Source organism: Tamlana crocina (assembly GCA_040429635.1).
Classification (GTDB): domain Bacteria; phylum Bacteroidota; class Bacteroidia; order Flavobacteriales; family Flavobacteriaceae; genus Flavisericum; species Flavisericum crocinum.
Map to the genome: position 1 here is coordinate 2,490,940 of CP158972.1, position 26,640 is coordinate 2,517,579.

Below are 26,640 nucleotides of genomic sequence, written 5' to 3' on the forward strand. Positions count from 1 at the left end.
TAAAATAACTCCTATTTTAGAAGTGCTAAAAGCCTATTAGTTTCCAGCTTCAATAGCTTCAACCTTTGCTTTTAATTCGTTTCTTTTATCGGTTTCCCCTAAAATACTGTAAATATTCATTAAGGTTTTAGCAGCATTAAGGTTATCTGAGTCGATTTCCAATGCTTTCGATAAAAATGGAATCGCATCTTTGTAAAGGCTTTGACGCTTTTCTCTTAACTCATCATAACGCTTATTATCGGCGCTTGAAGTCCCCAAACCGTTCATTTCTTCAATAATCGGCTTTTCTTCTCCCAAGATAAGTGCTGCTACGTTAATATAAGCGTTCACGTAATTAGGATCTAGGGCAATCGCTTTTTCGTAGTAAGCTCTTGCAGCTTCTGGTTGTCCAGATTCAGCTGAAACTACTCCTAAATTATACTGTAACTCTGGGTTTTGAGGATCCATTTGAGTTGCCTTTTCTAAAAGCTCTGTAAATTTATCATTGTTTCCTAACTTAAAGTGAATGTTAGCTTCGCTTAAAATTAAGTTGATGTCTTCAGGATTTTCTTTTCTCGCTGCTTCAAAAGCTGCAAGGGCTTCATCATCCTTCCCTTCGCTAACATAAATTAAAGCGATGTTTTTAACGATTTCTGGTTTTTTAGACTCGGTTTTGCGCTCACCTGGTTTAACATGGCTTTTAGCCTTTACATATAAATCACGAGTGCTCTTATCTAAAACTTCCTCTTCGCCAGTCTCAACATTTGTTGCGAAGTACTCTGTATTTATACCTGTGTATCCTAAATCTTTAAGCTCTTCGTACAAAGATAATGCGCGATCGTACTCTTTTACATTGACTGCTGTTGCTGCGGCATAATACAAGAACATGGTGTCTTTTGTTGATGCTCTATAAGACTTTTCAAAATACTTTGAAGCTTTTGAAAAATCTTGGGCTTCGTAGGCTTCATTACCTACTTTAATCATATTGTTTACCATGTTTTGCTTAAATTCCGCTACTTCAGATTGGTAATCGCCTTGAACTTTGGCAAGGCTTTCTAAAGATGCATTAACATCGGCATCCGAACCTTTTCCGTTAGCATACAACGCTTGAGCATTTAAGAAGTAATATTTGGCTTTTAGTTTTTCGTCCATTTCAGACATTAAAGATTTAGCCGCACTTAAAGCGCCTTTTGCCTCAGCAAAATTGTTTGATTTTATAGCTTTTTCAGCCGTTTTCAATTCCTTTTTTTGTGCAAACGAAAATGCACCCATTGAAACCGCTAATGCTAAAAGAATTCCTTTTTTCATTGTTTTTAATTGTAATATTAAATTTAACTTTCTGTGTTATTGTTGTCTTCGTTATTATTATCAAGAGTTGTGCCATCTTTCGAAACCCCAGTGTTTTCAACACCTTCAGTCTCATCTACATCTTCTTCATCATGCATCACTTTAGCCACAGCTGCGATAGAATCCTTCCCTTTTAAGTTAATAAGCTTAACACCTTGTGTAGCACGCCCCATAACTCTCAAATCGGCAACTACCATTCTAATGGCAATTCCAGATTTGTTGATAATCATCAAATCATCATTATCGGTCACACTCTTTATAGCCACTAAGTTACCAGTTTTTTCGGTAATGGAAATGGTTTTTACACCTTTTCCACCACGGTTAGTGATTCTATACACCGGTTCGCCATCTTCAGGATCATCGATATAAGTTCGTTTACCATAACCGTTTTCTGAAACCACTAACACCGATTCCTCTTGCGGATTTTCAATGGTTACCATGCCAATAACTTCATCTTTATCGTGCCCAAGGGTGATTCCACGAACACCAGAGGCTCCACGGCCCATCGGTCTGGTTTTGGCTTCTTCGAAACGGATGGCCTTACCGGATTTTAATGCCAACATTACTTGGCTATTACCGGTAGTCAGTTTAGCTTCAAGCAATTCATCATTATCTTTAATGGTAATGGCATTGATGCCGTTGGTACGCGGACGTGAATACTGCTCTAAAGAGGTCTTTTTAACCTGTCCGTTCTTGGTCGCCATAATTACATAATGGCTGTTGATGTACTCTTCGTCCTTAAGATCTTGGGTACAGATAAACGCCATAACCTTGTCGTCCTGCTCAATATTAATCAAGTTTTGGATAGCACGCCCTTTTGACGTTTTGCTACCTTCTGGTATTTCGTAAACACGCATCCAGAAACATTTTCCTTTTTGGGTGAAGAACAACATGTATTGGTGGTTAGTGCCCACGAACAAATGTTCTAAGAAATCTTCATTTCTAGTGGTTGAAGCCTTTTGGCCCACACCGCCCCTGTTTTGGGTTTTGTATTCGTTAAGGGATGTACGCTTGATATATCCGGCGTGCGAAATGGTAATTACCACTCTTTCATCCGGAATCATATCTTCGATACTTAAATCGCCTCCGGCATACTCGATGGTTGAACGGCGTTCGTCACCGTACTTATCTTTAACCACTTCCAACTCTTCCTTAATGATACCCATTCTTCGCTCTTTTTTGTCGAGGATATCTTTCAAGTCTTCAATGGTAATCATTAATTCATCATACTCTGCACGCAGTTTGTCTTGCTCCAGACCGGTTAACTGGCGTAAGCGCATTTCTACAATGGCTCTGGCCTGAATTTCGGTCAATTCAAAACGCTCGATTAATTTTTCGCGGGCCTCATCGGCATTGGCAGAAGCACGGATTAATGCAATAACTTCGTCAATGTTATCTGAAGCAATAATCAAGCCTTCCAAAATATGGGCACGCTCTTCGGCCTTACGTAATTCATATTGCGTGCGGCGTACCACTACTTCGTGCCTGTGCTCCACAAAATAATGGATCAGGTCTTTTAGGTTCAGTAACTGCGGACGGCCGTCAACTAACGCAATATTATTCACACTAAACGACGACTGCAACGCCGTGTACTTGAATAATTTATTCAACACGATATTAGGAATGGCATCACGTTTTAAAACATAAACAATACGCATCCCTTTTCTATCGGATTCGTCCCTTATGGAAGAAATCCCTTCAAGCTTTTTCTCGTTAACCAAATCGGCAGTTTTCTTGATCATGTCTGCCTTGTTCACTTGGTACGGAATTTCGGTAACCACAATACACTCTCTTCCGTTCACTTCCTCTACATTCGCTTTGGCCCGCATTACGATACGCCCTCTTCCTGTATGGAACGCTTCGCGAACACCATCGTAACCATAAATGGTACCTCCGGTTGGGAAATCGGGTGCTTTTATAATTTGAATCAGTTCATCAACCTCAATATCGTTATTGTCAATATAGGCAATGGTTCCGTTCACTACCTCGGTTAAGTTATGTGGCGGCATATTGGTAGCCATACCAACGGCAATACCAGAAGCCCCATTGACTAAAAGGCCAGGGATTCGGGTAGGAAGAACCGTTGGTTCTTTTAAGGTATCATCGAAGTTTAATTGGTGGTCTACGGTTTCCTTTTCAATATCTGCCAACATGTCTTCAGATATTTTTCGCATACGTGCCTCGGTATAACGCATCGCTGCAGGGCTATCGCCATCTATCGACCCGAAGTTACCTTGCCCATCAACCAACATATATCGTAAACTCCAATCTTGGGCCATACGCACCATGGCGTCGTAAACCGATGAATCGCCGTGCGGATGGTACTTACCTAAAACCTCTCCCACTATTCTTGCGGATTTTTTATGTGCCGAATTGGCTCTAACTCCTAATTCGTGCATCCCGAAAAGCACACGCCTGTGTACTGGTTTTAAACCATCTCTTACATCTGGTAACGCACGTGACACAATGACCGACATTGAATAATCAATGTAGGCCGATTTCATTTCATCCTCAATGTTAATAGGAATCAATTTTTCTCCTTCTGCCATATATAATTCAATTTAACTTTATAAGTTTTCAAAACATGCTAATATAAGTATTTCATCAGTTAGGATAGGTATTTCAACGGTAATTTTTCATGTTTTTATTAACAATTTCACACTACTTTTCCGTTGATAAAATAGCAGGCATTTATTTTGATTTTATAAACTTTTTTTTGTCAATTAGCATTTTACATAGAATTTAAGGTACAGTTTTTGCCTTTAGTAAAATGTTTTACTATTTTTAATGCAGAAAGGACAAGGATATGGATGATAATTTTTCCCCAAGAGTTAAAGATGTTATTGCTTACAGCAAAGAAGAAGCATTGCGTTTGGGCCATGATTTTATTGGCACCGAACACCTTATGCTTGGGCTTTTGCGCGATGGCAATGGCAAAGCAATAAATATATTGAACGCCCTAGAGATCGATTTAAACCACTTAAGGCGCAAAGTAGAGATATTAAGCCCCGCCAACCCAAATATTGCTGTGGCTTCGAACCAAAAGAAAAACCTGCACCTTACCAGGCAGGCAGAGCGTGCACTTAAAACCACCTTTTTGGAGGCTAAGCTGTTTCAGAGCACCTCAATCAATACGGCGCATCTTTTACTCTGTATTTTAAGAAACGAAAACGACCCCACTACCAAGCTTTTAAATAAGCTGAAAGTTGACTACGATAATGTTAAAGAACAATTTAAATTTATGATCACGAACGACAACGACTACATAGACCCTAAAGCTGAATCGTTTCAAGACGACGATACCAGTTCTGGAGACGACTCTTCAAAAGATATTTTCAACTCCCCAACGGGCAAGAGCAACAAAAAGTCCAAAACTCCTGTTTTAGACAATTTTGGGCGCGATTTAACGGCTTTAGCCGAAGAAGGCAAACTTGACCCTGTTGTGGGAAGGGAAAAAGAAATTGAACGCGTTTCTCAAGTATTAAGCCGAAGAAAGAAAAACAATCCGCTTTTAATCGGTGAACCCGGTGTGGGTAAATCGGCCATTGCAGAAGGCTTGGCTTTGCGTATTGTAAAACGAAAAGTGTCGCGTATTCTTTTCAACAAGCGCGTGGTAACGCTCGATTTAGCTAGTTTAGTGGCGGGAACAAAGTACCGCGGACAATTTGAAGAGCGCATGAAAGCCGTTATGAACGAGCTTGAAAAAAACGACGATGTTATTCTTTTCATTGACGAGATCCACACTATTGTAGGTGCGGGTGGTGCCACAGGAAGTTTGGACGCCTCAAACATGTTCAAGCCCGCTTTAGCACGTGGCGAAATTCAATGCATTGGGGCGACTACCTTAGATGAATACCGACAGTATATTGAAAAAGATGGTGCTTTAGAGCGTCGTTTCCAAAAGGTAATTGTTGAACCGACTTCGGTTGAAGAAACCATAGAAATACTCAACAATATCAAAACGAAATACGAAGACCACCACAATGTGGATTACACTCCCGAAGCCATTGAAGCCTGTGTAAAATTAACGAACAGATACATGACCGACCGTTTTTTACCAGATAAAGCTATCGATGCGTTGGATGAAGCGGGTTCGCGAGTACACATTACCAATATCGATGTACCGAAACAGATTATTGAGCTAGAGAAGCAATTGGAAGCCATCAAGGAAACCAAAAACGCTGTAGTTAGAAAACAAAAATATGAAGAGGCGGCCAAATTAAGGGACGACGAGAAACGTATTGAAAAAGAGCTCGCCATTGCCCAAGAGAAATGGGAAGAAGACACCAAACAACACCGTGAAATTGTTACTGAAGATAACGTTGCCGATGTAGTTTCCATGATGACCGGCGTACCGGTAAACCGAATTGCACAAACCGAAATCAACAAATTGGCTGAATTGCCAAAACTTATAAAAGGTAAAGTAATTGGTCAGGATGAAGCCGTTGGTAAAGTAGTAAAAGCCATTCAGCGTAACCGCGCCGGACTTAAAGACCCGAACAAACCCATTGGTTCGTTTATTTTCTTGGGTCAAACCGGTGTTGGTAAAACGCAATTGGCCAAAATCCTTTCCCGCGAACTGTTCGACAGCGAAGATTCCTTGGTGAGAATAGACATGAGTGAGTACATGGAGAAATTTGCCATTTCTAGATTAATTGGTGCGCCTCCGGGGTATGTGGGCTACGAAGAAGGCGGGCAGCTTACCGAAAAAGTAAGACGCAAGCCTTACGCCGTTGTACTTCTTGATGAGATTGAAAAAGCACATCCAGATGTATTTAACATGTTGCTTCAAGTGCTGGACGATGGTTATTTAACCGATAGCTTGGGAAGAAAAATTGATTTTAGAAATACCATAATCATTATGACTTCCAATATCGGTGCCAGAAAATTGAAAGATTTCGGTACCGGAATCGGTTTTGGCACCTCGTCGCAAAAGGCACAGGAAGATGCCAACGCAAGAAGTGTTATTGAAAACGCTTTGAAAAAATCGTTTGCTCCTGAATTTTTAAACCGAATTGACGACGTGGTGGTGTTCAATCCTTTGGAGAAAGAAGACATCAATAAGATCATCGATATCGAATTGGACAAACTATTGGCCAGAATAAAAGGCTTAGGCTACCAATTGACCTTAACCGATGCGGCAAAAGATTTTATTGCCGAAAAAGGTTTCGATAAGCAATATGGTGCGAGACCTCTAAAACGTGCTATTCAAAAGTATGTTGAAGATGCTTTGGCCGAAGAGATTGTTGCTTCGCACCTTCAGGAAGGCGATGAAATCAATATTGATTTAGATAAAGCCACGGATGAGTTAAAAATTACGATTACCAAGGCCGAAGAGCCAACAGAATCGTAAAATCATAATTTATAAAATGAAATAGCCCGAATTATTCGGGCTATTTTTTTTGCAATATTGTTAAATGGGCACGGCATGTGTATTTTTAATTTCGCCCATCACAAATGTACTATGGGCGCTACCTATATTCTTTATACTGCCCAAATGGTCTAACACAAAATTTTGGTACTCTTTCATATCAGCCACCATTATCTTTAGCAAAAAATCGTAATCACCTGAAATATTGTAACACTCCACTACCTGCTCCAACCTCAGAATATCATTCACAAACTGCCTTCCAATTTCACGGGTGTGCTCCTTTAGGGTTACGTTACAAAACACCATCAAACCTTTATTCAGTTTTTCGGCGTCCAAAACAGCTATATAACCTTTTATAAATCCGTTTTTTTCCAATTTCTTCACACGCTCAAAAACTGGAGTTACCGACAGGTTCACTTTTAACGCCAATTCTTTTGTGGTTAAGTTCGACCTTGCCTGTAGTAATTTCAAAATCCTTAAATCGATTTCATCCAATTTTATTGTAGAATTTTTTTCTAAAAAGTCTTCCATTTTAACATCTTAAAAGATTAATCACCCATAATAAAAACCAAAAATAGTTTATTCACCCAAAAACAACTCACTATTATGCATTTTTATTCTTCAATTATAATTTTGAACAGTCTAAAAAACTACAAATTATGAAAACTACCATTTTAGGGTACCCCAGAATTGGAAACAAACGTGAACTCAAAAAAGCCTGCGAGCAATATTGGTCAGGAAAAATAACCCTTGAAAGCTTACAAAAAACAGCTTCAGAAATCAAACGCAAAAACTGGTTGAAACAAAAAGAACTTGGCATTGACCTAATTCCTTCAAACGATTTTTCGTTTTACGATCAGGTGTTAGACATGTGTTTTTCGCTTGGATGCATTCCTGAGCGATTTAAATCCATCGACCAAAACGACACCTCAAAACTCTACTTCGCCATGGCACGAGGCCTACAGGAAAATGGAATAGACGTGACCGCCATGGAAATGACCAAATGGTTCGACACCAACTACCATTACATTGTTCCCGAATTCGAAAAAAACCAATCCTTTAGTTTCTTTTCCCGAAAAGTGATTGATGAATACCAAGAAGCATTAAATCTTAGCATTAAAACGAAACCCGTTTTGATTGCGCCCGTAACCTTTTTGTTGCTAGGGAAAGAAAAAGAAACCGGCTTTAATCGGATTGATTTGTTGAAAAACCTACTTCCCGTTTACTTTGAAATTATTGAAGAACTGGTTCAACTTGGCGTGGAATACATTCAATTTGACGAACCTTGTTTGGCTCTTGACCTTAATGATAGCGAACGACAAGCCATCACCTCAACTTATCAGCAAATCGCTCAAAAATTTCCAAATTTAAAGATTTATTTAGCCAACTATTTTGACTGCTACGGTGAAAACCTAAAGACCGCCTTAAACTTACCTGTAGATACTTTGCATTTGGACTTGGTTCGATGTTCTTTGCAATTGGATGATATTTTAAATTCCGAACATTACAACCCAAAAACCAAATTAGCCTTAGGGATTGTTGACGGCAGAAACATTTGGAAAAATGATTTTGAAACCTCTTTAAAAACCATTGAAAAAGCATCACAAAAAATTTCATCGGAAAATTTATGGATTGCTCCATCGTGTTCACTTCTGCATGTGCCTTACGATTTAGGACACGAACAAAACATCGACCCGAACATTAAACAATGGCTGGCCTTTGCCAAGCAAAAACTGGAAGAAGTTGTTGCTCTAAAAAATTTAGCCTCAAACGAAAATGAAAGTTTCCTTTATCTTTTCGAAGAAAACAAATTGGCCAACATCAACAAACAGCAATCAAAACTTATACACAACGAAGCTATAAAAAATCGCATTCAAAATTTAAAAGCGTCCGATAGCCTTCGGAACAGCACATTTCCCGAAAGACAAAGAAAACAAAAACAAGCACTAAACTTGCCCATCTACCCCACAACCACTATTGGTTCGTTTCCGCAGACCAAAGAAGTTAGAAGTTGGCGACTTAAACACAAAAAAGGATTGTTACCCACACCCGAATACGACAAACTGATTGCTAACGAAATTGAAGCATCCATCCGTTTTCAAGAAAGAATAGGTTTGGATGTGTTGGTACACGGCGAATTTGAACGTAATGATATGGTGGAATATTTCGGTGAACACCTCAATGGTTTTGCTTTTAGCGATTTCGGTTGGGTGCAAAGCTATGGTAGTCGCTGTGTAAAACCGCCTATTTTATTTGGAGATGTTTCTCGTAAAAACGCAATTACCGTAAAATGGTCGGCTTATGCGCAATCGCTCACCAACTTGCCCGTAAAGGGTATGCTCACCGGCCCGGTTACTATTTTACAATGGTCTTTTGTTCGGAATGATCAACCGAGAGCCACCACCTGCAATCAAATTGCTTTGGCCATTCGCGACGAGGTAGCCGATCTGGAAAAAAACGGATTGAAAATCATTCAAATAGACGAACCTGCCATTCGTGAGGGGCTTCCACTAAGGAAAAGTGAATGGAATAAGTACCTCAATTGGGCTGTGAATGCATTTAAAATTTCGGCAAGTGCCGTTAAGGACGACACCCAAATACACACCCACATGTGCTATTCTGAATTTAATGATATCATTTCGAGTATAGCCGATATGGATGCCGATGTAATTACCATTGAAACTTCGCGCTCTGAAATGGAATTGCTCGACGCCTTTGTGAATTTTAAATACCCAAATGAAATTGGCCCCGGTGTTTACGATATCCATTCGCCGCGAGTGCCTTCCTTGGAAGAAATTGAACACCTACTCAACAAAGCTAAACAGGTATTGCCCAAAGAACATATTTGGGTAAACCCCGATTGCGGATTAAAAACCCGTGATTGGCCCGAAACCAAAAGAGCTTTGGAAAACCTCGTAAGCGTAGCCAAGAAATTACGAAAGGAGGAAACTGTTCCTGCATAGTTTTGCAGTTTTAGCATCAAAAGCCCTATTCTTAAAAGCCTAAAAGTATTACTTTTGGGCTTTTTTATTTTAAAAATTGATATCTTTAAACAGATGAAAAGAAAGACTTTAAACCTTCCAATAGGACGTTTTGATATTTACGAAAACCTCTTAATTGTTGAAATTAACGAAGGTAAAAGCGTTGAAATGAGTTCGAGCGAAATTTTGGAAGACATCGCTGATACTTACTTTAGCAACAAAATGTTTGTTTACATCACCATCCGAAAAAACTCGTACTCCGTTAATCCTTCGGTTTACAAAAAAACCTCATTAATAGAAAATTTGGCAGGCATCGCGGTTGTAGCCAACACCCCACTAGCATTCAATAATGTTAAAATTGAAAAACTATTTTCCTCTACGCCTTTCGAATCTTTCAAAACCATTGAAAGCGCTGTTAACTGGGGCCATTCCTTGTTGAACCAGAACGGTAAAAACACGAATTGCGTCAACAATTAGAAATTGTCTTTATTCGTTTTTGGTACTCGAAACAAAAGAATAATTCCAAACAAGAAGAAAATAAATAAAAATAGAATCGCATTTCGCATGGTACCCGTTATTTGGTCGATACTAGCGAAAATAACCATACCAATTACGATACCTATTTTTTCGGCCACATCATAAAAACTGAAATACGAAGTGGTATCATCCGTTTCAGGTAAAAACTTTGAATACGTAGAACGCGCCAGCGATTGTACGCCACCCATCACCAAACCAACTATACCGGCCGCAATGTAAAACTGAACAGGGGTTTCCATAAAATAGGCATAAAAACATAAACTCATCCAAATAAAATTTACCCCAATCAAAGCTTTTATATTTCCGAATTTTTCAGATGCTTTTGAAGTTAAAATAGCCCCAGCTATGGCTACCAATTGAATCACCAAAATACTAACAATCAAACCTGTGGTTTTTTCGCCGTCACTCCCCCAAGCTATTTCTTCTTCACCAAAATAAACCGCCACCAGCATTATGGTTTGTACCGCCATACTGAACACGAAAAAAGCGTACAAATAACGTTTCAGTCTTAAATTTTGTTTGAGTTGCTTCCAAACTTGCCTTAATTCTTTCAGCCCGTTGAAAACAATACTCATTGTAACTTTATGTCCTGATGAAGTACCTTTGGGCAAATAATAAAAAGAGTATTGACTAAATAAAGCCCACCAAATCCCTACGGTAATAAACGAATAGCGCATCATTTGCATTTTTGCTTCACCATCACTTTGGGTCATTACCATAACCAGATTGATTATCAATAAAATAACACTCCCAAAGTACCCCAAAGAAAACCCTTTGGCACTGATACTATCTTGCTGCTCAGGAAATGCGATATCGGGCAAATACGAATTATAAAACACCAAACTGCCCCAGTAGCCAATCAAGCCCATAAAATAGAATAATAAGCTTAAATGTATGCGCTCGGGCGAAACATCAAACCAATATAGCCCGATACAGCCGGCACTGCCCACGTAACAAAAAAACTTTAAAAAATTCATTTTGTTTCCCACATAATCGGCAATACCCGACAAAATGGGCGACATTACTGAAACCACTAAAAACGTAAATGCCGTTACAAAAGTGATTAGTGCCGTGCTTTTAAATTCGAATCCGAATGCCCAAACGGTCTTTATTTCGGAAGCATTAGAAATAAACAACGCCGAATAGAAAATAGGGAAAATAGAAGACGCTATAGTTAGTGTATAAACCGAATTTGCCCAATCGTAAAACGCCCATGCGTTAAGAAGCTTTTTACTTCCCTTTTCAAGTTTTTCCATAAAAAAAGCTGCCTTTTTTAGCAGCTTCTAAAGTAGAAAAATAATTTCAGTTATAAGTTAATATAGCATTACCTAAAGGAGGTCACCCCAAATTTTTTGGCCTCGACAACTGCTTTTGGTGCCAAAGCTTCCAAATTAGCAATTCGGCTATCATTAGATGGGTGTGTACTTAAAATTTCCGGTGGGGCTTGTCCGCCACTATTGGCTTTCATTCGTTTCCATAATTCTGCAGCTTCGTAAGGATCGTATCCCGCTATCGCCATTAAATATACACCAATTTTATCGGCCTCAGTTTCATGCGCCCTACTGAAAGGCAACATCACACCAACCTGCGAACCTACTCCGTAATATTGGTTAAAAGCGTTTCTGGATTGCTCATCTTGAATAGCGATATTTCCAGCAACAGCGCCTAATTGTTGCAACATGCCGGCACTCATACGTTGCTGACCATGATTGGCCAAAGCGTGCGCCACTTCATGTCCCATAATGGCAGCTACGCCAGTTTCTCCATCAGCTATAGGCAAGATACCAGTGTAAAAAACAATTTTACCCCCTGGCATGCACCATGCATTTACGGTTTTGTCATCAACAAGGTTGTACTCCCATTTATAATCGGCCAAATAACCCTGATGTCCATTAGCATTCAAATATCGTTCGGCTGCTACGGCAATACGTTGCCCCACCCGTTTTATCATTTCAGCGTCTTTTGTTCCGGTTACTACTTTATTTTCACCCAAAAACTGATTGTATTGGGCAAAAGATGTTGGGAATAATTGTGAGTTCGGCACTAATGCCATGGTTTTTTTACCTGTAAAAGGGTTTGTGGCACAAGCAATTACCAACAAAAGCAACCCTAATATTATAAATGTTCTTTTCAATGTCATCGTTTAAAACTTTTATTCGATTATAAAAATACAAAAATCATACCTTTATATTACGACACTAATATCAATAATTTGTCACTATTCTTTTGGCTGAGAACGTTAAGTTTTTGACCCAATCACGACTAGTTTAAAAAAACATTTCATGAAAAAAACAGCCTTAGTGGTCCTAGCCATACTTTTATTCAATTGCAAAGGAAACACGCAAAAGCCCAAGAAAACAGATTTTAAGATTACAAAAACCGAAGCCGAATGGAAAGCTGAACTGACCGATATGGAATTTTACGTTTTGCGCAAGGCTGGAACAGAACGTGCTTTTTCGAGTCCGTTGAACAAAAACTACAAAGCCGGTGTTTACGTTTGCGCAGCATGCCAAACACCACTTTTTAAAAGTGAACATAAATTCGATTCTGGTACGGGTTGGCCCAGTTTTGACCGTGAGATAAAAGGCAACGTGGCTTTTTCAACCGATTATGATTTAGGCTACGCACGCACCGAAGAACACTGTGCTACCTGTGGCGGCCATTTGGGACATGTTTTTAACGACGGCCCTAAAAACACCACTGGAAAAAGGCATTGTATAAACGGAGTAGCCTTAGATTTTGTTACGAATAAAAACCTCCCATAAAAACCTTGGCTTTGATTTTCAAATGATTTTTCAATCCCTCTGCGATTTATAATCGATACGTATCTATTTTACCTATTTACTCACTTTAAAATTTCATCCAAACCACAAATCACATAAAACGAAAAACATTATAATCCTTGATGCTATAGGGGTTTCTTTTTAAATAAAAGATTTCTTGAAACGAACTATTCCGAGACAGATACGTAGGAATATTTCGCTCGTTTCATTTTTGACCGTACAAGTTGAAAAAACATATCCGAAAGCTTTCGGTACCGTATTTAGATTTCCGTTTTATTCATGGGTACTTATTCTTAATTTTTGAACTCATGAATCTTCGATTTCACAGGAATGAAATTTCAACAGAAACCCAAACACAGAGCGTTAAGGAATTCTTTTTTTTATTAAAACCATCTAAAAATTAACTTTTTTATTCAATGAATTTACATTTAATTTAGACCGATTAAATGTATTATATGAAAACAATAAAAATTGTTATTGCTTTCCTGGTGATGGCACTAAGTTTAACATGGTTTTTTATAGGATACAACCAAGAATATCAAGCCTCTACCGATTTTGATGAAACTGAATCTCATTTGGTTGTTTGGTCTAACACACATGTTAAAACCTATAAGGAGTTTATAAAAAATTTAGCCGAAGACGACCAAGTAACATTATTTGTGCCTCAACCAACCCACCTAGATAGTTTATTTGGTCAACTCAACCTATTTGGTGTTAATATGGACAATGTTCAATTGCAAAGTATTACTAATAACAATATTTGGATTAGAGACTTTGGCCCAGTTTTCTTGAATAATGAAAAAACAAATAAAACCAAAATTTTAAGTTTTAATTACTACAATCATACAGAAAATATATTTCCCTATGAATACCAAGCCTTTGTAAAGGAAAGACTCAGAGCTTCTAAAATTGTGGGAATTGGCGGTGCCAGAGAATTAAATGGAAAAGGATTGGCTATTTTGGTTGAAGAACATGAATTAGAAAGCAACCCAAGCCTCACCAAAGATATGATAGCTAAAGAGTTGAGGAAAAAAATAGGCGTAAAAAAAATTATATGGTTAAAAAGGGGGCTTCCCCAAGATGCCGTGTTTGCCACAACGCCCATATTTGAAAATATTTACACAGATGGGGCGAACCATATAGATAATTTTTGCAGATTTATTTCTCCAAATACAGTTTTGCTTGCCGAAGTAGATAAAAATGAAACAAATACTAACCCTATATCAAAAATAGCTAATAAACGATTGGAAGAAAATTACACTATCTTAAAAAATTCTTTAGATCAAGATGGTAATCCGTTAAATATAATTCGGATACCTGTCGCCCCTCTACTTTTTGAAAAAGAATCAAACTTCAATGAAACTAAAATTTTTATAAAACCCACCAGTTACCTAAACTTTATTATCACTAAAAATAAAGTAATTGTACCAAGCTATGCTCAGTATTTAAAGAGCGATGAAGCAATTTCTAAGGACTCTAAGGTAGAAATTATATTTAAGAGTATATTCCCTGAAAAAGAGATCGTCATGCTCGATTGTATAGAGTTGAACAGAAACGGTGGAGGGTTTCATTGCGTAGCAATTAATAAGCCAAAACCAAAGAAAAGGAAAAAAGTAGCATAGCACATCGGTTTTATTGAAAAACAACCAATTAGGCAAACTTCTAAAAAGATAACGATTGGCATTTGCTTTCAATACCAAATGGTGACTCTTCGATATATAATCAAGAAAAATTCAGCTAAGGGGAGAAAAACATCCATTTTAAGTATGATTTGTAATTATTCTGATTTCAACTTCTTCTTAAACGGTCGGATAATCAACCTTGCCTCCCGGTCAAACCGAATATAATTGTACACCCAGTTTACAAAAACCACCATGCGGTTTCTAAAACCAATGAGAAAGAACAAGTGAACAAACATCCAAACGTACCAAGCAAACACCCCCTGAAATTTCCAACGTTTTAAATCAACCACGGCTTTATTTCTTCCAATGGTAGCCATAGCACCTTTGTCTTTATACTTAAACGGTTCCATAGGTTTTTCTTCAATGAGGCGCAGCATGTTATCGCCCAACTGTTCGCCCTGCTGAATGGCCGGCTGTGCCATCATGGGCAGTCCATTTGGAAATTCATCGGTAACCATGCAAGCAATATCGCCTGCGGCAAAAATATGATTGAAACCTTTTACTTGATTAAATTCGTTCACTAAAATCCTGTTGCCACGGGTAATGAACGCTTCAGCATCCAATCCTTTTATAGTCGCTCCTTTTACACCTGCTGCCCAAACCACAGTTGCGGTTTCAAAAATCAAATCGGTATTGGTGGTAACGGTTTTTCCGTCGTAATTGGTTACCCGTACATTTTTCCAAACCTGAACGCCCAGCTTTTCAAGGAAATCTTCGGCTTTTTGCGAAGCCTTATCGCTCATGCCTTTCAATATACAATCGCCCGACTGGATAATATGTATCTGTGCCATGCGCGTATCCAAATCGGGATAATCCTTGGGCAAAATGCCTTTTTTAATTTCAGCCAAAGCCCCTGCCAATTCCACGCCGGTTGGTCCGCCACCCACAATTACAAAATTCATCAGGGCGTTGCGCTCGTTTAAATCGGAAGTCAACAGGGCATCTTCAAAATTTTCAAGAATCAAACTACGCAAATTCAACGATTGCGGCACGGTTTTCATGGCCATACTGTTCTTTTCAATTTCAGCATTTCCGAAATAATTGGTTGTAGATCCCGAAGCCACGACCAAATAATCGAACTTCAATTTTCCAATATCAGTAATTACCTTGTTCTTTTCAGTGTCGATTTCCTCCACATTCGCCAGTCTAAAATAAAAATTAGGGAAATCCTTCAATATCTTCCGAATGGGGTATGCAATGGAATCGGGCTCCAATCCACCTGTAGAAACTTGATACAATAAAGGTTGAAAAGTATGGTAATTATGCTTATCGAGAAGCACTACCTGCACTTCTTGTTTGGATAGTTTTTTGGCCAATGCCACTCCGGCAAAACCGCCTCCAATAATTACAATTCGCGGAAAACTCGTTCTTGGTATGTTCATAAATTGATACTTACAGGGCAAAGGTAGCATAAAGATGCAAATTTTAGGACGTTCTAAATTCCTTATTAAAATTCGATTTCGTAAATTCGTAGCCTAAATTTTAACAAATGAGTAAATACGATATTATTGTTCTTGGAAGTGGTCCTGGTGGTTATGTTACGGCTATTAGAGCATCGCAATTAGGTTTTAAAACCGCTGTAGTTGAAAAAGAAAATCTTGGGGGCGTATGTTTAAATTGGGGATGTATCCCAACTAAAGCCTTATTGAAGTCGGCCCAAGTATTTGAATACCTGAAACATGCTGAAGATTATGGTTTAACCGTAAAAGATGCCAAACACGATTTTGATGCGGTAGTAAAGCGCAGCCGTGGTGTGGCCGACGGGATGAGCAAAGGGGTTCAGTTTTTAATGAAGAAGAACAAAATAGACGTTATTAATGGCTACGGAAAAATTAAACCGGGCAAAAAAGTAGATGTTGATGGTACTGAATACAGTGCCGACCATATTATTATTGCTACTGGAGCGCGTAGCCGCGAATTGCCTAGCTTACCGCAAGATGGTGAAAAAGTGATAGGTTACCGTGAAGCGATGAGCTTGAAAAAGCAACCTAAAAAAATGATTGTGGTTGGATCGGGCGCGATTGGAGTGGAGTTTGCCTATTTCTACAACTCCATGGGCACCGAAGTGACGGTTGTTGAATATTTGCCGAATGTAGTGCCTGTTGAAGACGAAGACGTTTCAAAACAATTGGAACGCTCGTTTAAAAAGAGTGGTATCAATGTAATGACCTCTGCTGAAGTCACTAAAGTAGATACTTCGGGAAAAGGCGTAAAAGCGACTGTTAAAACTAAAAAAGGAGAAGAAGTTCTTGAGGCCGATGTCATTTTAAGTGCCGTTGGAATTAAAACCAATATTGAAAACATCGGATTGGAAGATGTGGGTATTGTGGTTGATAGAGACAAAATTATCGTTAACGATTACTACCAAACCAACATGCCGGGTTACTACGCTATTGGTGATGTTACTCCAGGCCAGGCTTTGGCGCACGTGGCTTCTGCTGAAGGTATTTTGTGTGTTGAAAAAATTGCTGGGATGCATGTTGAGCCTATCGACTATGGCAACATTCCGGGTTGTACATACTGCACCCCAGAGATTGCCAGCGTTGGATTAACCGAAAAAGCTGCCAAAGAAAAAGGTTACGATATAAAAGTGGGGAAATTCCCGTTCTCGGCCTCTGGTAAAGCCAGTGCCGGCGGAAACAAAGATGGTTTTGTAAAAGTTATTTTTGATGCCAAATACGGCGAATGGTTAGGTTGCCACATGATTGGTGCCGGCGTTACCGATATGATTGCCGAAGCCGTTTTAGGTAGAAAACTGGAAACTACAGGCCACGAAGTATTAAAAGCCGTTCACCCTCACCCAACTATGAGTGAAGCGGTTATGGAAGCCGTTGCTGCAGCTTATGATGAAGTGATTCATATTTAGACTTTTTAGAGAAATTAGAAGTTTAGACTTCTTAGATATAAAAAAGGTTTCAGAATTTCTGAAACCTTTTTGCTTTTTAATAAAATTTAAACTCTAAGTTATCTAAAAATCTAGAAGTCTAAGATAGTCTATAAAAAACTTTGGATGGCCAATTCGTAACTCTGCAAACCGAAACCCAAAATAACACCTTTTGCATTCGGTGAAATATATGATTGGTGCCTAAACTCTTCCCGGCCAAATGTGTTGGAAATATGCACCTCAACAACCGGCGTTTCAATACCTTTAATCGCATCTCCTATTCCAATGGAGGTATGGGTGTAGGCACCTGCATTTAAAACTACGCCATCGTAGCTAAACCCTACTTCGTGTAATTTATCTATTATTTCTCCTTCAATATTCGATTGATAATAACTCAATTCCACATTCTGGTACTTATCTTTTATAGTGTCAAAAAACTCAGTAAACGTTAAGCTTCCGTAGATATTGGGCTCTCTTTTACCAAGTAAATTTAGATTTGGCCCGTTGATAATAAGGATTTTTTTCATGTGGTAAAAATACAAAAGTTATGATATAAAAAAACCGAGGACTAAAACCTCGGCTTTGACTTTTATATTTTCATAGATTAAATATGAATGGCAAACCCGATTAAGAATTGTAACGCATCATCATAAAAGTCGCTATTCATAGAAATATTGTATCTAAGTTTAGGCTCAAAAGATACATTGTCTGCTAAAAACCAAGCATACCCCCCTTCTATCCCTACATATGAAGGGTTTTCATCAAAATCTTTAATACTAGTCCCTGTATAATCCACTCCAACAGGGAACTCATTGGCTATATAATACTTAGCTCCAATCTTATAACTAAATGAAGACAAGTCACCACCAGCATCTGAATAACCCAACCCTGCTTTTATAGCTAAGCTTTCTTTAACAAAATAACCTGCTTCAGCTCCAGCAGACCACATAGTCTCACCATCTACTGAAGTCAAAGAAAAAGCAGTACTACCTGTAGTCCAAGAACCTGTATTAGCTTCAATAACCCAACTTCCTTCCGACAGAGCACTACCTTGTGCATTAACACTACCAATTCCGAATACTGCAATAGCAGCCAATAAAAATAATTTTTTCATAATAAAAAATGTTTTTAGTTTGATATTGACAAATTAAGATCAAATTTTTGGAAAATCCTACAAAACTAATTATGTTATCAACAATTTTATCAACAATAAAACATAACAAACTGTTTATGTGTTGTTTAAAATAATAGTTATTAACACAAACACTAAAAAATGCGTATAAATACGTACCCCAAAAACACCCTGATTATTAAATATTTCCATAATTTTAAACAATGAAATGGCAAAATGCACTTAAGGATTATCAATTGTATTTAAAAATTGAACGTGGGCTTTCAGAAAACTCCATCAACAATTATGCTCTCGATATAAAAAAACTGATTTCCTTTTTAAAAAGCAATAATATCACCATCTCACCTATCGATATATCCACCAAAACCATTCAAGAGTGCATTTACGAAACCGCTAAAAGCGTGAGTGCACGCTCTCAATCACGGTTTATTTCTGGACTTAGAAGTTTTTTCGATTATTTGGTTTTTGAAGATTACCGGGAAAGCAATCCTTTGGAACTCATAGAATCACCCAAAATTGGCAGAAAGCTACCAGACACCTTATCGGAAGAGGAAATTGACCAAATTATAAGCGCCATAGATTTAAGTAAACCGGAAGGTGAACGCAACCGCGCCATGCTGGAAACCCTATACGGCTGCGGACTGCGAGTTAGCGAATTGATTAACTTAAAAATTTCTGACCTGTTTTTTGACGAAGGTTTTATAAAAGTTACAGGGAAAGGTGACAAACAGCGTTTTGTCCCCATTGTTGACCTGACCCAAAAATACATCAACATCTACAAAAATGAAGTGAGACCCCACATTTCAATACAAAATGGACATGAAGACACTTTATTTTTAAACCGAAGAGGGAAGCAACTCACCCGCGCCATGGTATTTACCATTATCAAACAATTGGCTGAAAAAATCGGATTAAAAAAGAGCATCTCTCCGCACACTTTTAGGCATTCTTTCGCGACACATTTATTGCAAAATAATGCCGATTTGCGTTCCATCCAGCTCATGTTGGGTCACGAAAGCATCACCACTACCGAAATTTATGTGCATATGGACGAAACACATTTAACGGAAACGGTTGAGAAATTCCACCCTCGCAAAAGTCGATAAACAAAAAAATCCAGCTCAAAATTGAACTGGATTTAATTTTAATATTTAATTAAAGATTCCTGCTATCGCAGGACTAACTTATTTGGCAATATTTACTGCTCTCGTTTCCCTAATCACAGTCACTTTAACTTGCCCAGGGTAAGTCATATCGGTTTGAACTTTCTGTGAAATGTTGAATGATAAGTCGGCTGCTTTTTGGTCATCCACCTTTTCACTTTCAACAATTACCCTAAGTTCTCTACCTGCCTGAATAGCATAAGCCTTTTTTACGCCCGTAAAGCCAAAAGCAATATCTTCCAAATCCTTTAAACGCTGAATATAACTGTCCAACACTTGACGACGCGCCCCTGGTCTAGCTCCAGAAATAGCATCACACACTTGAATGATTGGCGCCAATAACGATTTCATTTCAACTTCGTCGTGGTGCGCTCCAATCGCGTTACAAACTTCAGCTTTCTCGCCGTATTTTTCAGCCCACTGCATACCTAAAATAGCGTGCGGTGTTTCCATGTCGGCTTCGGCATCTGGCACTTTTCCTATATCGTGCAATAGTCCGGCACGTTTGGCCAATTTCGGATTCAACCCTAATTCTGCTGCCATTACACCACAAAGTTTAGCCACTTCGCGCGAATGCTGCAATAGGTTTTGACCGTAAGATGAACGGTATTTCATCCTACCAACCATCTTAATCAACTCTGGATTCAAATTGTGAATACCCAAATCGATAACGGTACGTTTACCCACCTCTATAATTTCTTGCTCTATCTGCTTTTGGGTCTTTTTAACCACTTCTTCGATTCTCGCAGGGTGAATTCGTCCATCGGTTACCAATTTGTGCAACGATAGTCTGGCTACCTCTCTCCTAACGGAATCAAAGCAGGATAATATAATTGCTTCCGGCGTATCGTCAACGATAATCTCAACACCTGTAGCCGCTTCAATGGCGCGGATGTTACGTCCTTCTCTACCAATGATTCGGCCTTTTACATCATCCGATTCAATATTGAAAACAGACACACAGTTATCAACGGCTTCTTCCGTTCCAATTCGCTGGATTGTGTTGATGATGATTTTTTTAGCGTCCTGTTCAGCCGTTAATTTCGCTTCTTCCAAGGTACTTTGAATGTAAGCCATGGCATCATTCTTCGCCTCTCCTTTAAGCGATTCAACCAACTGCTCTTTGGCTTCTTCCGCAGAAAGGCTAGAAATCACCTCCAATTGCTGCACTTGGCTTTTGTGCAATCTGTCAACCTCTTCCTGTCTTTTATCAAGTACTTCCAATCGGTGATTGTAGTCGTTTATTTTCCCTTCTAAACTGTCGTTAAGTTTTTTCGTTTTGGAAAGTTCACTCGAAACCTGCGATTCTTTATCACGCGTACGCTTAACAGCTTCATCCATCTTTTTGTCGCGTGCCAAAATAACCTTTTCGTGCTCCGCTTTAAGTTCTATGAACTTTTCCTTGGCTTGAAGAATCTTGTCCTTTTTAATGCTTTCGCCTTCACTATTGGCTTCCTTAAGAATTAAGGCGGCATTTTTCTTGGCCTCCTTTACCAATTTTGAAGCATTATTTTTCTCTAGTATTTTAGCTATAATAAAGCCTACAATTAGCCCTAAAATAACACCACCCACTGCAAATATAATTGAGTTGTCCATCTTTGATTTAGTTAATTTACATATATAAAAAAAGCCTACACCAGCATAAAGTTTTGTATAAACTCCTTAAAAACAAGTTTAGGGCTAACAAGCTGATCAAGGATCCACCATAGCTACCGAAACAAGTTCAGCACTAGTGGCCTGCTTTTACAACTTAAACTCACCCTTTTTAAAGAATTAACGTTGAGTTTATCAAAAAAAATAACCAATGTAGGCAGTAACTTTTTACTTATTTTAAAGAACGACTAAGAGACCAAGTGCGATTGCAGCAAGTCGTGAAGCGCATTGAGTTTATTCTCTACATGCTCATTAACATTTGCCTTATCGATAGATTTCTGTTCTACCTGAGAGGCAAACTGAAGGGCACACATGGCCAACACGTCTTGTTTATCTCGAACAGAATAACTTTGCTCAAATTGTTTTATCATAACCTCAATGTTTTTGGCCGCCCTGCGCAACCCCTCTTCTTGATGGGCTTCGATAGTTAACGGGTACACCCTATTAGCTATAGACAGTTTGATTTTAAGCTTTTCAGACATTGAGTGTGATGTTGTGCTAATCTGATAGTTGGGCAATACAATGATCTATATCCCTAATTAGCGCATTTATTTTAAGCTTAGTTTCTCTTTTATTATCGTTACTACCAAGCATGGAATTTGCCATTTTTAAAGCTTCGTATTTTTCTTCCCAATTCGCAATGATTTCTTTTTGGGTGTTTACTTCTTGCTTCGAAACGTCTAATTCTTCTTTTAATTTCGCGTTTGCAAGCTTCAAAAGCTCTAGTTTGTGTAATACTTTACTAATCTTGTTTTCTAAAGAATCTACAATATCCTCAATATTACCCATTTGCAAAATCCAATACTTACCTCACAAAGTTAACATACCTCGTTAAGAATAACAATTGTTTTTTCATAAAATTTTAAACACACTTTACCATAGCCACCAATTTTCCATTGGCTCGATTTTTGCACAAAGCTTGGCGATTTCACTTCTAATTAATATTTTAGCACAATACATTTTTATGCGCTTTTTACCTACACTTTTTTTAGTTTTTTCGATAGTTGTAAATGCCCAAAACAACTACCCCCAAGATTATTTCAGTAGTCCTCTGGAAATTCCTTTGATCCTTTCCGGAACTTTTGCTGAACTAAGGTCGAACCATTTCCATTCGGGCATTGACATTAAAACCCAACAACGTCGGGGATTGAGAGTGAAAGCATCGGCCAGCGGATTTGTAAGCCGTATAAAAGTATCGCATTTCGGCTATGGAAAAGCCCTTTACATTACCCATCCCAACGGATACACAACGGTTTACGCCCACTTACAAAAATTTTCACCAGAGATTGAAGCTTATGTAAAAAAGCATCAATACGAAAAAGAGTCGTATGAAGTTGAACTTTTTCCAACAGCCGAAACACTTCCCGTTATCAAAGATAGCTTAGTGGCTTATAGCGGAAACTCCGGAGGTTCCGGAGGCCCACACCTGCATTACGAAATTCGCGACAAACAAGAACGTCCCATCAACCCCATGCTGTTCGGCATCAACATAAAAGACACTTCTTTTCCTATTGTGAACTCGTTATATGTGTATCCGTTGGACGAAAACTCATTTGTAAATAAGTTTCAAACCAAGCAGAAATTGCGCTTAACACCTTTACAAAATGGCGATTATATTGCCGAAAATATTGAGGCTATTGGCAATATTGGTTTTGGCATCGAAACCATCGATAGGCAAGATTATGCGGCCAATTCCAACGGGGTTTACAATATCCAATCGTTTGTTAATGGCAGTAAAAATTTTGAATTGGATTTTCGTCGTTTTTCGTTTGATGAAACCAAACACCTAAACGAACTTATCGATTACGAGCATTACAGCAACCAACACGAGCGCATTCAAAAACTGTTCAAAAAGAACAATCCGCTCAGTATTATTAAACCAGGTTTAAACAATGGTATGCTTGCCATTCAAGACAGTACTCAATCTGTATTTAAAATAAGGGTTTCCGATTTTAAAAACAACGAATCGTGGGTTACCGTGCAAATAAAAGGCACCCAAAACACTATCGCCGAACCCGAGCAACATAAAACAACACCGTATTTTATTAAGGCCAAGCAAACCACCAATTTAAAGCAAGGTTCGGTAAGCGTGGATTTTTATAAAGACACCTTTTACGACGATTTTTACATGGATTTTGAAGTAAAAAATGACACCCTGAAATTGCACGACGATGTTATGGCTTGTCAAAAAAACTTCAGTATTACCTTTGATGCCAGTAAATATTCCGACGAAGACATTAGCAAACTATACGTTGCCCGCTTAGTAGGTCACAACCAATATCCATCTTACACTTACACCAAAAAAAATGGTAAAACCCTAACGGCAAGTTCTAAAAAGCTGGGCACCTACACACTAGCCTTCGATACGATTGCTCCCACTATTTCGGCTTCAAATTTTAAAGATGGGCAATGGATGAGCAATTACCATTATTTAAAAATTAAAATTGATGACGACGGTTCGGGCATTTCAAATTACAGGGCCACCGTTAACGGCAAATGGATTTTAATGGAATACGATTATAAAACCAAAACCCTAACGCACGATTTTAACGATGGCAAGATAACCGACACTAAGAACAATTTAAAAGTGATTGTGACCGATAATGTTGGAAATAATTCTACTTTTGAAGCGTTATTTTACCGCAAATAAACTTTTTACATCTTTGAAAGCAAAACTCTTACTAACCACTTGTTTACTTTTTTCTTTAATTACCATTGGGTTCTCACAAACGGCTACCGTAAAAGGTATTATTCTTGACGAAAGCAACCAGCCCATAGAAAATGTAAACATTAAAAGCAACAGAGATAGCGGCACCAAAACCAACGAAAATGGGTTTTACACCCTCGATATCCCGATAAACCAAGACATAACCCTTAGCTTTACGCATCTCTCGCACAAAAAGGTAGAGAGCACTTTCAACTTAAAGAACGGTGAGGTTTACGAATTTAACCCCGTAATGAACAATTCTGTTGAGCAAATTGCAGTCGTGGTGGTTAGCGGAGACCGGCGGAAAGACGTTGAAGGGGTAGTCACTTTAAAGCCAGAAACCATCAGAAAAATACCAGGTGCCAATGCTGGTGTTGAAAATTTATTGATGGCACTTCCGGGTGTAAGCAACAACAACGAATTGAGCACGCAATACTCGGTTCGTGGCGGAAATTACGATGAAAACCTTGTTTACGTTAACGGCATTGAAGTTTACCGTCCGTTTTTGGTGCGTTCGGGGCAACAGGAAGGATTGAGCTTTGTGAATACCGATTTGGTTCAAAACGTCGATTTTTCCGCTGGTGGATTTCAAGCGAAATATGGCGATAAGCTTTCTTCTGTTTTAGATATCACCTATAAAAACCCGTATCAATTTGAAGTAAATGCCGATCTGAGTTTGCTCGGCGGAAGCCTTTCTGTTGAAAATGTGAGCAAAGATTCAAAATTATCGGGCATTGTGGGGCTACGTTATCGCGACAATAGTTTGCTAGTAAATGCCAAAGAAACAGAAACCAATTTCCAACCGTCTTTCACAGACGCCCAAGCATTTTTTACCTATAAATTCACCAATAAATTCCATTTGAGCTTTTTAGGGAACGCTTCGTTGAACACCTACGACTACCAACCACAAACAAGACAGACCAATTTTGGAACCTTGGCCGATCCCGTGGCACTTATCGTGTTTTACGAAGGACAGGAAAAAGACCGCTACCAAACGCTTTTCGGAGCATTTAAAGGCTCGTATTTTGTAAACGACGACTTAACGCTTCAACTCATTACCTCGAGTTACCACACTACCGAGGAAGAGTATTTCGATATTTTTGCCCAGTACCGATTAGGTGAAGTGAATAACAATATTGGCGATGAAAATTTAGGCGAAGTAGAATTTAGTGAAGGCATAGGCAGCCAGCTCACGCACGGCCGAAACGATTTAGATGCTCTAATTACAAATATCGAGCATAAAGGCGATTTTAAAATTGATTACAACCGCATTGAATGGTCTGCAAAATTCACTCACGAAAACATCCGTGACCGATTGGTGGAATGGGAAGTGATAGACTCGGCAGGGTTTTCTTTGCGTCCACCCAAAACCTCATCCAACGAACAGCCTTACATTCCATTTACCGGCCCGTTGGAGCCATACAACAACGTTAGAGCCACGAATAACACGACTATAAACCGCTTTCAGGCGTACGCCCAATGGAGCAAACGAAGTACTTGGGGAAATAGCGATGTTTGGTACAATGCCGGGGTTCGCGCCCATAATTGGACGGTTAGCGGTAAGGGGATTTCGTCATCCTCGCAAACCGTTTTTAGTCCGCGTGCGCAATTCGCCATCAAACCCGATTGGGAAAAAGATATGCTTTTTAGAGTAGCTACAGGTATGTATTACCAACCACCGTTTTATCGCGAACTTCGTGATGCCAACGGAATAGTTCAACCGAATGTGAAAGCTCAAAAATCAATTCATTTGGTATTGGGGAACGATTACAGTTTTAAAATGTGGGACCGCCCTTTTAAACTCACTTCTGAGCTTTATTATAAAAACTTAAGCGATGTTAACCCTTATACTTTGGAAAACGTACGTATCCGTTACAGAGCCAACAACAGTGCTAAAGCCTATGCTTACGGCTTAGATATGAGACTGAACGGTGAGTTTGTTCCAGGTACCGAATCGTGGTTTAGCTTTGGCTATTTAAAAACTGAAGAAAACATCAACAACCGAGGCTATATTTCACGCCCAACCGATCAACGTTTAAAGTTTGCGGCACTATTTCAGGATTACGTGCCCAATGTACCAAACATGAAAATGTATTTAAACCTGGTTTATAACACCGGACTGCCAGGAGGTTCGCCAAGCTATGCCGACCCATACGTTTATCAAAACCGATTGCCCGATTACAAGCGTGCTGATTTAGGTTTACAGTTTGTTTTGGTTGACGGAAAAAAGCAATTCAACAGTGGATGGAAAAAACCATTTAAAGAACTTTCGTTCGGGTTTGAAATCTTCAACATATTTGATGTACAGAACTCCATTACCAACACTTGGGTACGCGATGTGGATACCAAGCGCCAATACGCCATACCCAATTATTTAACGCCAAGGGTTTTTAATGTACGGACGACGATGAAGTTTTGAGA

At 38.9% G+C, this 26,640-nt stretch carries 20 protein-coding genes and 1 other RNA gene; 9 read left to right on the plus strand and 12 right to left on the minus strand.

Going from position 1 to position 26,640, the window contains the following annotated elements:
- Positions 1-36 precede the first annotated feature (36 nt).
- Positions 37-1,287 (minus strand): tetratricopeptide repeat protein, encoded by a 1,251-nt coding sequence (locus tag ABI125_11070; GenBank protein ID XCF05264.1) that lies wholly within the window; start codon positions 1,285-1,287, stop codon positions 37-39.
- A 23-nt stretch (positions 1,288-1,310) separates the two neighbouring features.
- A complete protein-coding gene (gene gyrA / locus ABI125_11075) occupies positions 1,311-3,875 on the minus strand; it encodes a DNA gyrase subunit A (GenBank protein XCF05265.1) in 2,565 nt (854 codons plus the stop codon).
- A gap of 257 nt (positions 3,876-4,132) precedes the next feature.
- Between gyrA and ABI125_11080 the strand changes: the two genes are divergently transcribed.
- The gene (locus ABI125_11080; GenBank protein ID XCF05266.1) at positions 4,133-6,679 is read left to right on the plus strand and encodes an ATP-dependent Clp protease ATP-binding subunit; all 2,547 of its coding nucleotides are present in this window, start codon (positions 4,133-4,135) and stop codon (positions 6,677-6,679) included.
- Between the two features lie 60 nt (positions 6,680-6,739).
- On the opposite strand, the gene ABI125_11085 is transcribed toward ABI125_11080, so the two are convergent.
- The gene (locus ABI125_11085) at positions 6,740-7,228 is read right to left on the minus strand and encodes an Lrp/AsnC family transcriptional regulator (GenBank protein ID XCF05267.1); all 489 of its coding nucleotides are present in this window, start codon (positions 7,226-7,228) and stop codon (positions 6,740-6,742) included.
- Between the two features lie 128 nt (positions 7,229-7,356).
- On the opposite strand from ABI125_11085, the gene metE reads away from it, so the two are divergent.
- The gene (gene metE / locus ABI125_11090; GenBank protein ID XCF05268.1) at positions 7,357-9,660 is read left to right on the plus strand and encodes a 5-methyltetrahydropteroyltriglutamate--homocysteine S-methyltransferase; all 2,304 of its coding nucleotides are present in this window, start codon (positions 7,357-7,359) and stop codon (positions 9,658-9,660) included.
- 93 nt (positions 9,661-9,753) lie between these two features.
- Entirely contained in the window at positions 9,754-10,155 is a 402-nt protein-coding gene (locus tag ABI125_11095) for a hypothetical protein (protein XCF05269.1), read from the plus strand.
- Here the strand turns inward: ABI125_11095 and ABI125_11100 are convergent.
- Both ABI125_11100 and ABI125_11105 read right to left on the minus strand, forming a co-directional pair.
- Positions 10,152-11,471, minus strand: coding sequence for an MFS transporter (locus tag ABI125_11100; GenBank protein XCF05270.1), 1,320 nt, complete (start codon positions 11,469-11,471; stop codon positions 10,152-10,154). The two genes, ABI125_11095 and ABI125_11100, sit on opposite strands and share 4 nt — an antisense overlap.
- Positions 11,472-11,539: 68 nt before the next feature.
- Positions 11,540-12,355 carry a M48 family metallopeptidase gene (locus tag ABI125_11105; protein XCF05271.1) on the minus strand — a complete coding sequence of 272 codons (816 nt, stop codon included), beginning with the start codon at positions 12,353-12,355 and terminating at the stop codon, positions 11,540-11,542.
- 142 nt (positions 12,356-12,497) lie between these two features.
- Between ABI125_11105 and msrB the strand changes: the two genes are divergently transcribed.
- Both msrB and ABI125_11115 read left to right on the plus strand, forming a co-directional pair.
- Positions 12,498-12,980 (plus strand): peptide-methionine (R)-S-oxide reductase MsrB, encoded by a 483-nt coding sequence (gene msrB, locus ABI125_11110; GenBank protein XCF05272.1) that lies wholly within the window; start codon positions 12,498-12,500, stop codon positions 12,978-12,980.
- Positions 12,981-13,453: 473 nt separating this feature from the next.
- Positions 13,454-14,620, plus strand: a complete 1,167-nt coding sequence (locus ABI125_11115; protein ID XCF05273.1) for an agmatine deiminase family protein — start codon at positions 13,454-13,456, stop codon at positions 14,618-14,620.
- 155 nt (positions 14,621-14,775) lie between these two features.
- Here the strand turns inward: ABI125_11115 and ABI125_11120 are convergent, their stop codons facing one another.
- Positions 14,776-16,062 carry an NAD(P)/FAD-dependent oxidoreductase gene (locus ABI125_11120; GenBank protein ID XCF05274.1) on the minus strand — a complete coding sequence of 429 codons (1,287 nt, stop codon included), beginning with the start codon at positions 16,060-16,062 and terminating at the stop codon, positions 14,776-14,778.
- Between the two features lie 107 nt (positions 16,063-16,169).
- On the opposite strand from ABI125_11120, the gene lpdA reads away from it, so the two are divergent.
- Positions 16,170-17,546: a dihydrolipoyl dehydrogenase gene (gene lpdA, locus ABI125_11125; GenBank protein XCF05275.1), complete on the plus strand. Its 1,377-nt coding sequence runs from the start codon at positions 16,170-16,172 to the stop codon at positions 17,544-17,546.
- A gap of 128 nt (positions 17,547-17,674) precedes the next feature.
- On the opposite strand, the gene aroQ is transcribed toward lpdA, so the two are convergent.
- Entirely contained in the window at positions 17,675-18,091 is a 417-nt protein-coding gene (gene aroQ, locus ABI125_11130; GenBank protein ID XCF05276.1) for a type II 3-dehydroquinate dehydratase, read from the minus strand.
- 77 nt (positions 18,092-18,168) lie between these two features.
- Positions 18,169-18,678, minus strand: a complete 510-nt coding sequence (locus tag ABI125_11135) for a hypothetical protein (protein XCF05277.1) — start codon at positions 18,676-18,678, stop codon at positions 18,169-18,171.
- Between the two features lie 221 nt (positions 18,679-18,899).
- On the opposite strand from ABI125_11135, the gene xerD reads away from it, so the two are divergent.
- Positions 18,900-19,802 carry a site-specific tyrosine recombinase XerD gene (gene xerD / locus ABI125_11140; protein XCF05278.1) on the plus strand — a complete coding sequence of 301 codons (903 nt, stop codon included), beginning with the start codon at positions 18,900-18,902 and terminating at the stop codon, positions 19,800-19,802.
- A gap of 78 nt (positions 19,803-19,880) precedes the next feature.
- On the opposite strand, the gene rny is transcribed toward xerD, so the two are convergent.
- The 4 genes from rny to ABI125_11160 all read right to left on the minus strand — a co-directional run bounded on the left by rny (position 19,881) and on the right by ABI125_11160 (position 22,301).
- A complete protein-coding gene (rny, locus tag ABI125_11145) occupies positions 19,881-21,455 on the minus strand; it encodes a ribonuclease Y (GenBank protein XCF05279.1) in 1,575 nt (524 codons plus the stop codon).
- A gap of 59 nt (positions 21,456-21,514) precedes the next feature.
- Positions 21,515-21,644, minus strand: a non-coding RNA gene (gene ssrS / locus ABI125_11150) — 6S RNA.
- Positions 21,645-21,700: 56 nt separating this feature from the next.
- On the minus strand, positions 21,701-21,994 hold the full coding sequence (locus tag ABI125_11155; GenBank protein ID XCF05280.1) for a cell division protein ZapA: 294 nt from the start codon (positions 21,992-21,994) through the stop codon (positions 21,701-21,703).
- A gap of 16 nt (positions 21,995-22,010) precedes the next feature.
- A complete protein-coding gene (locus ABI125_11160; GenBank protein ID XCF05281.1) occupies positions 22,011-22,301 on the minus strand; it encodes a hypothetical protein in 291 nt (96 codons plus the stop codon).
- Positions 22,302-22,476: 175 nt separating this feature from the next.
- On the opposite strand from ABI125_11160, the gene ABI125_11165 reads away from it, so the two are divergent.
- Together ABI125_11165 and ABI125_11170 are read left to right on the plus strand one after the other, a co-directional pair.
- Positions 22,477-24,162, plus strand: coding sequence for a M23 family metallopeptidase (locus tag ABI125_11165; GenBank protein ID XCF05282.1), 1,686 nt, complete (start codon positions 22,477-22,479; stop codon positions 24,160-24,162).
- Entirely contained in the window at positions 24,116-26,638 is a 2,523-nt protein-coding gene (locus tag ABI125_11170; GenBank protein ID XCF05283.1) for a carboxypeptidase-like regulatory domain-containing protein, read from the plus strand. Before ABI125_11165 ends, ABI125_11170 begins: the two co-directional genes overlap by 47 nt.
- The last annotated feature ends 2 nt before the right edge of the window (positions 26,639-26,640 follow it).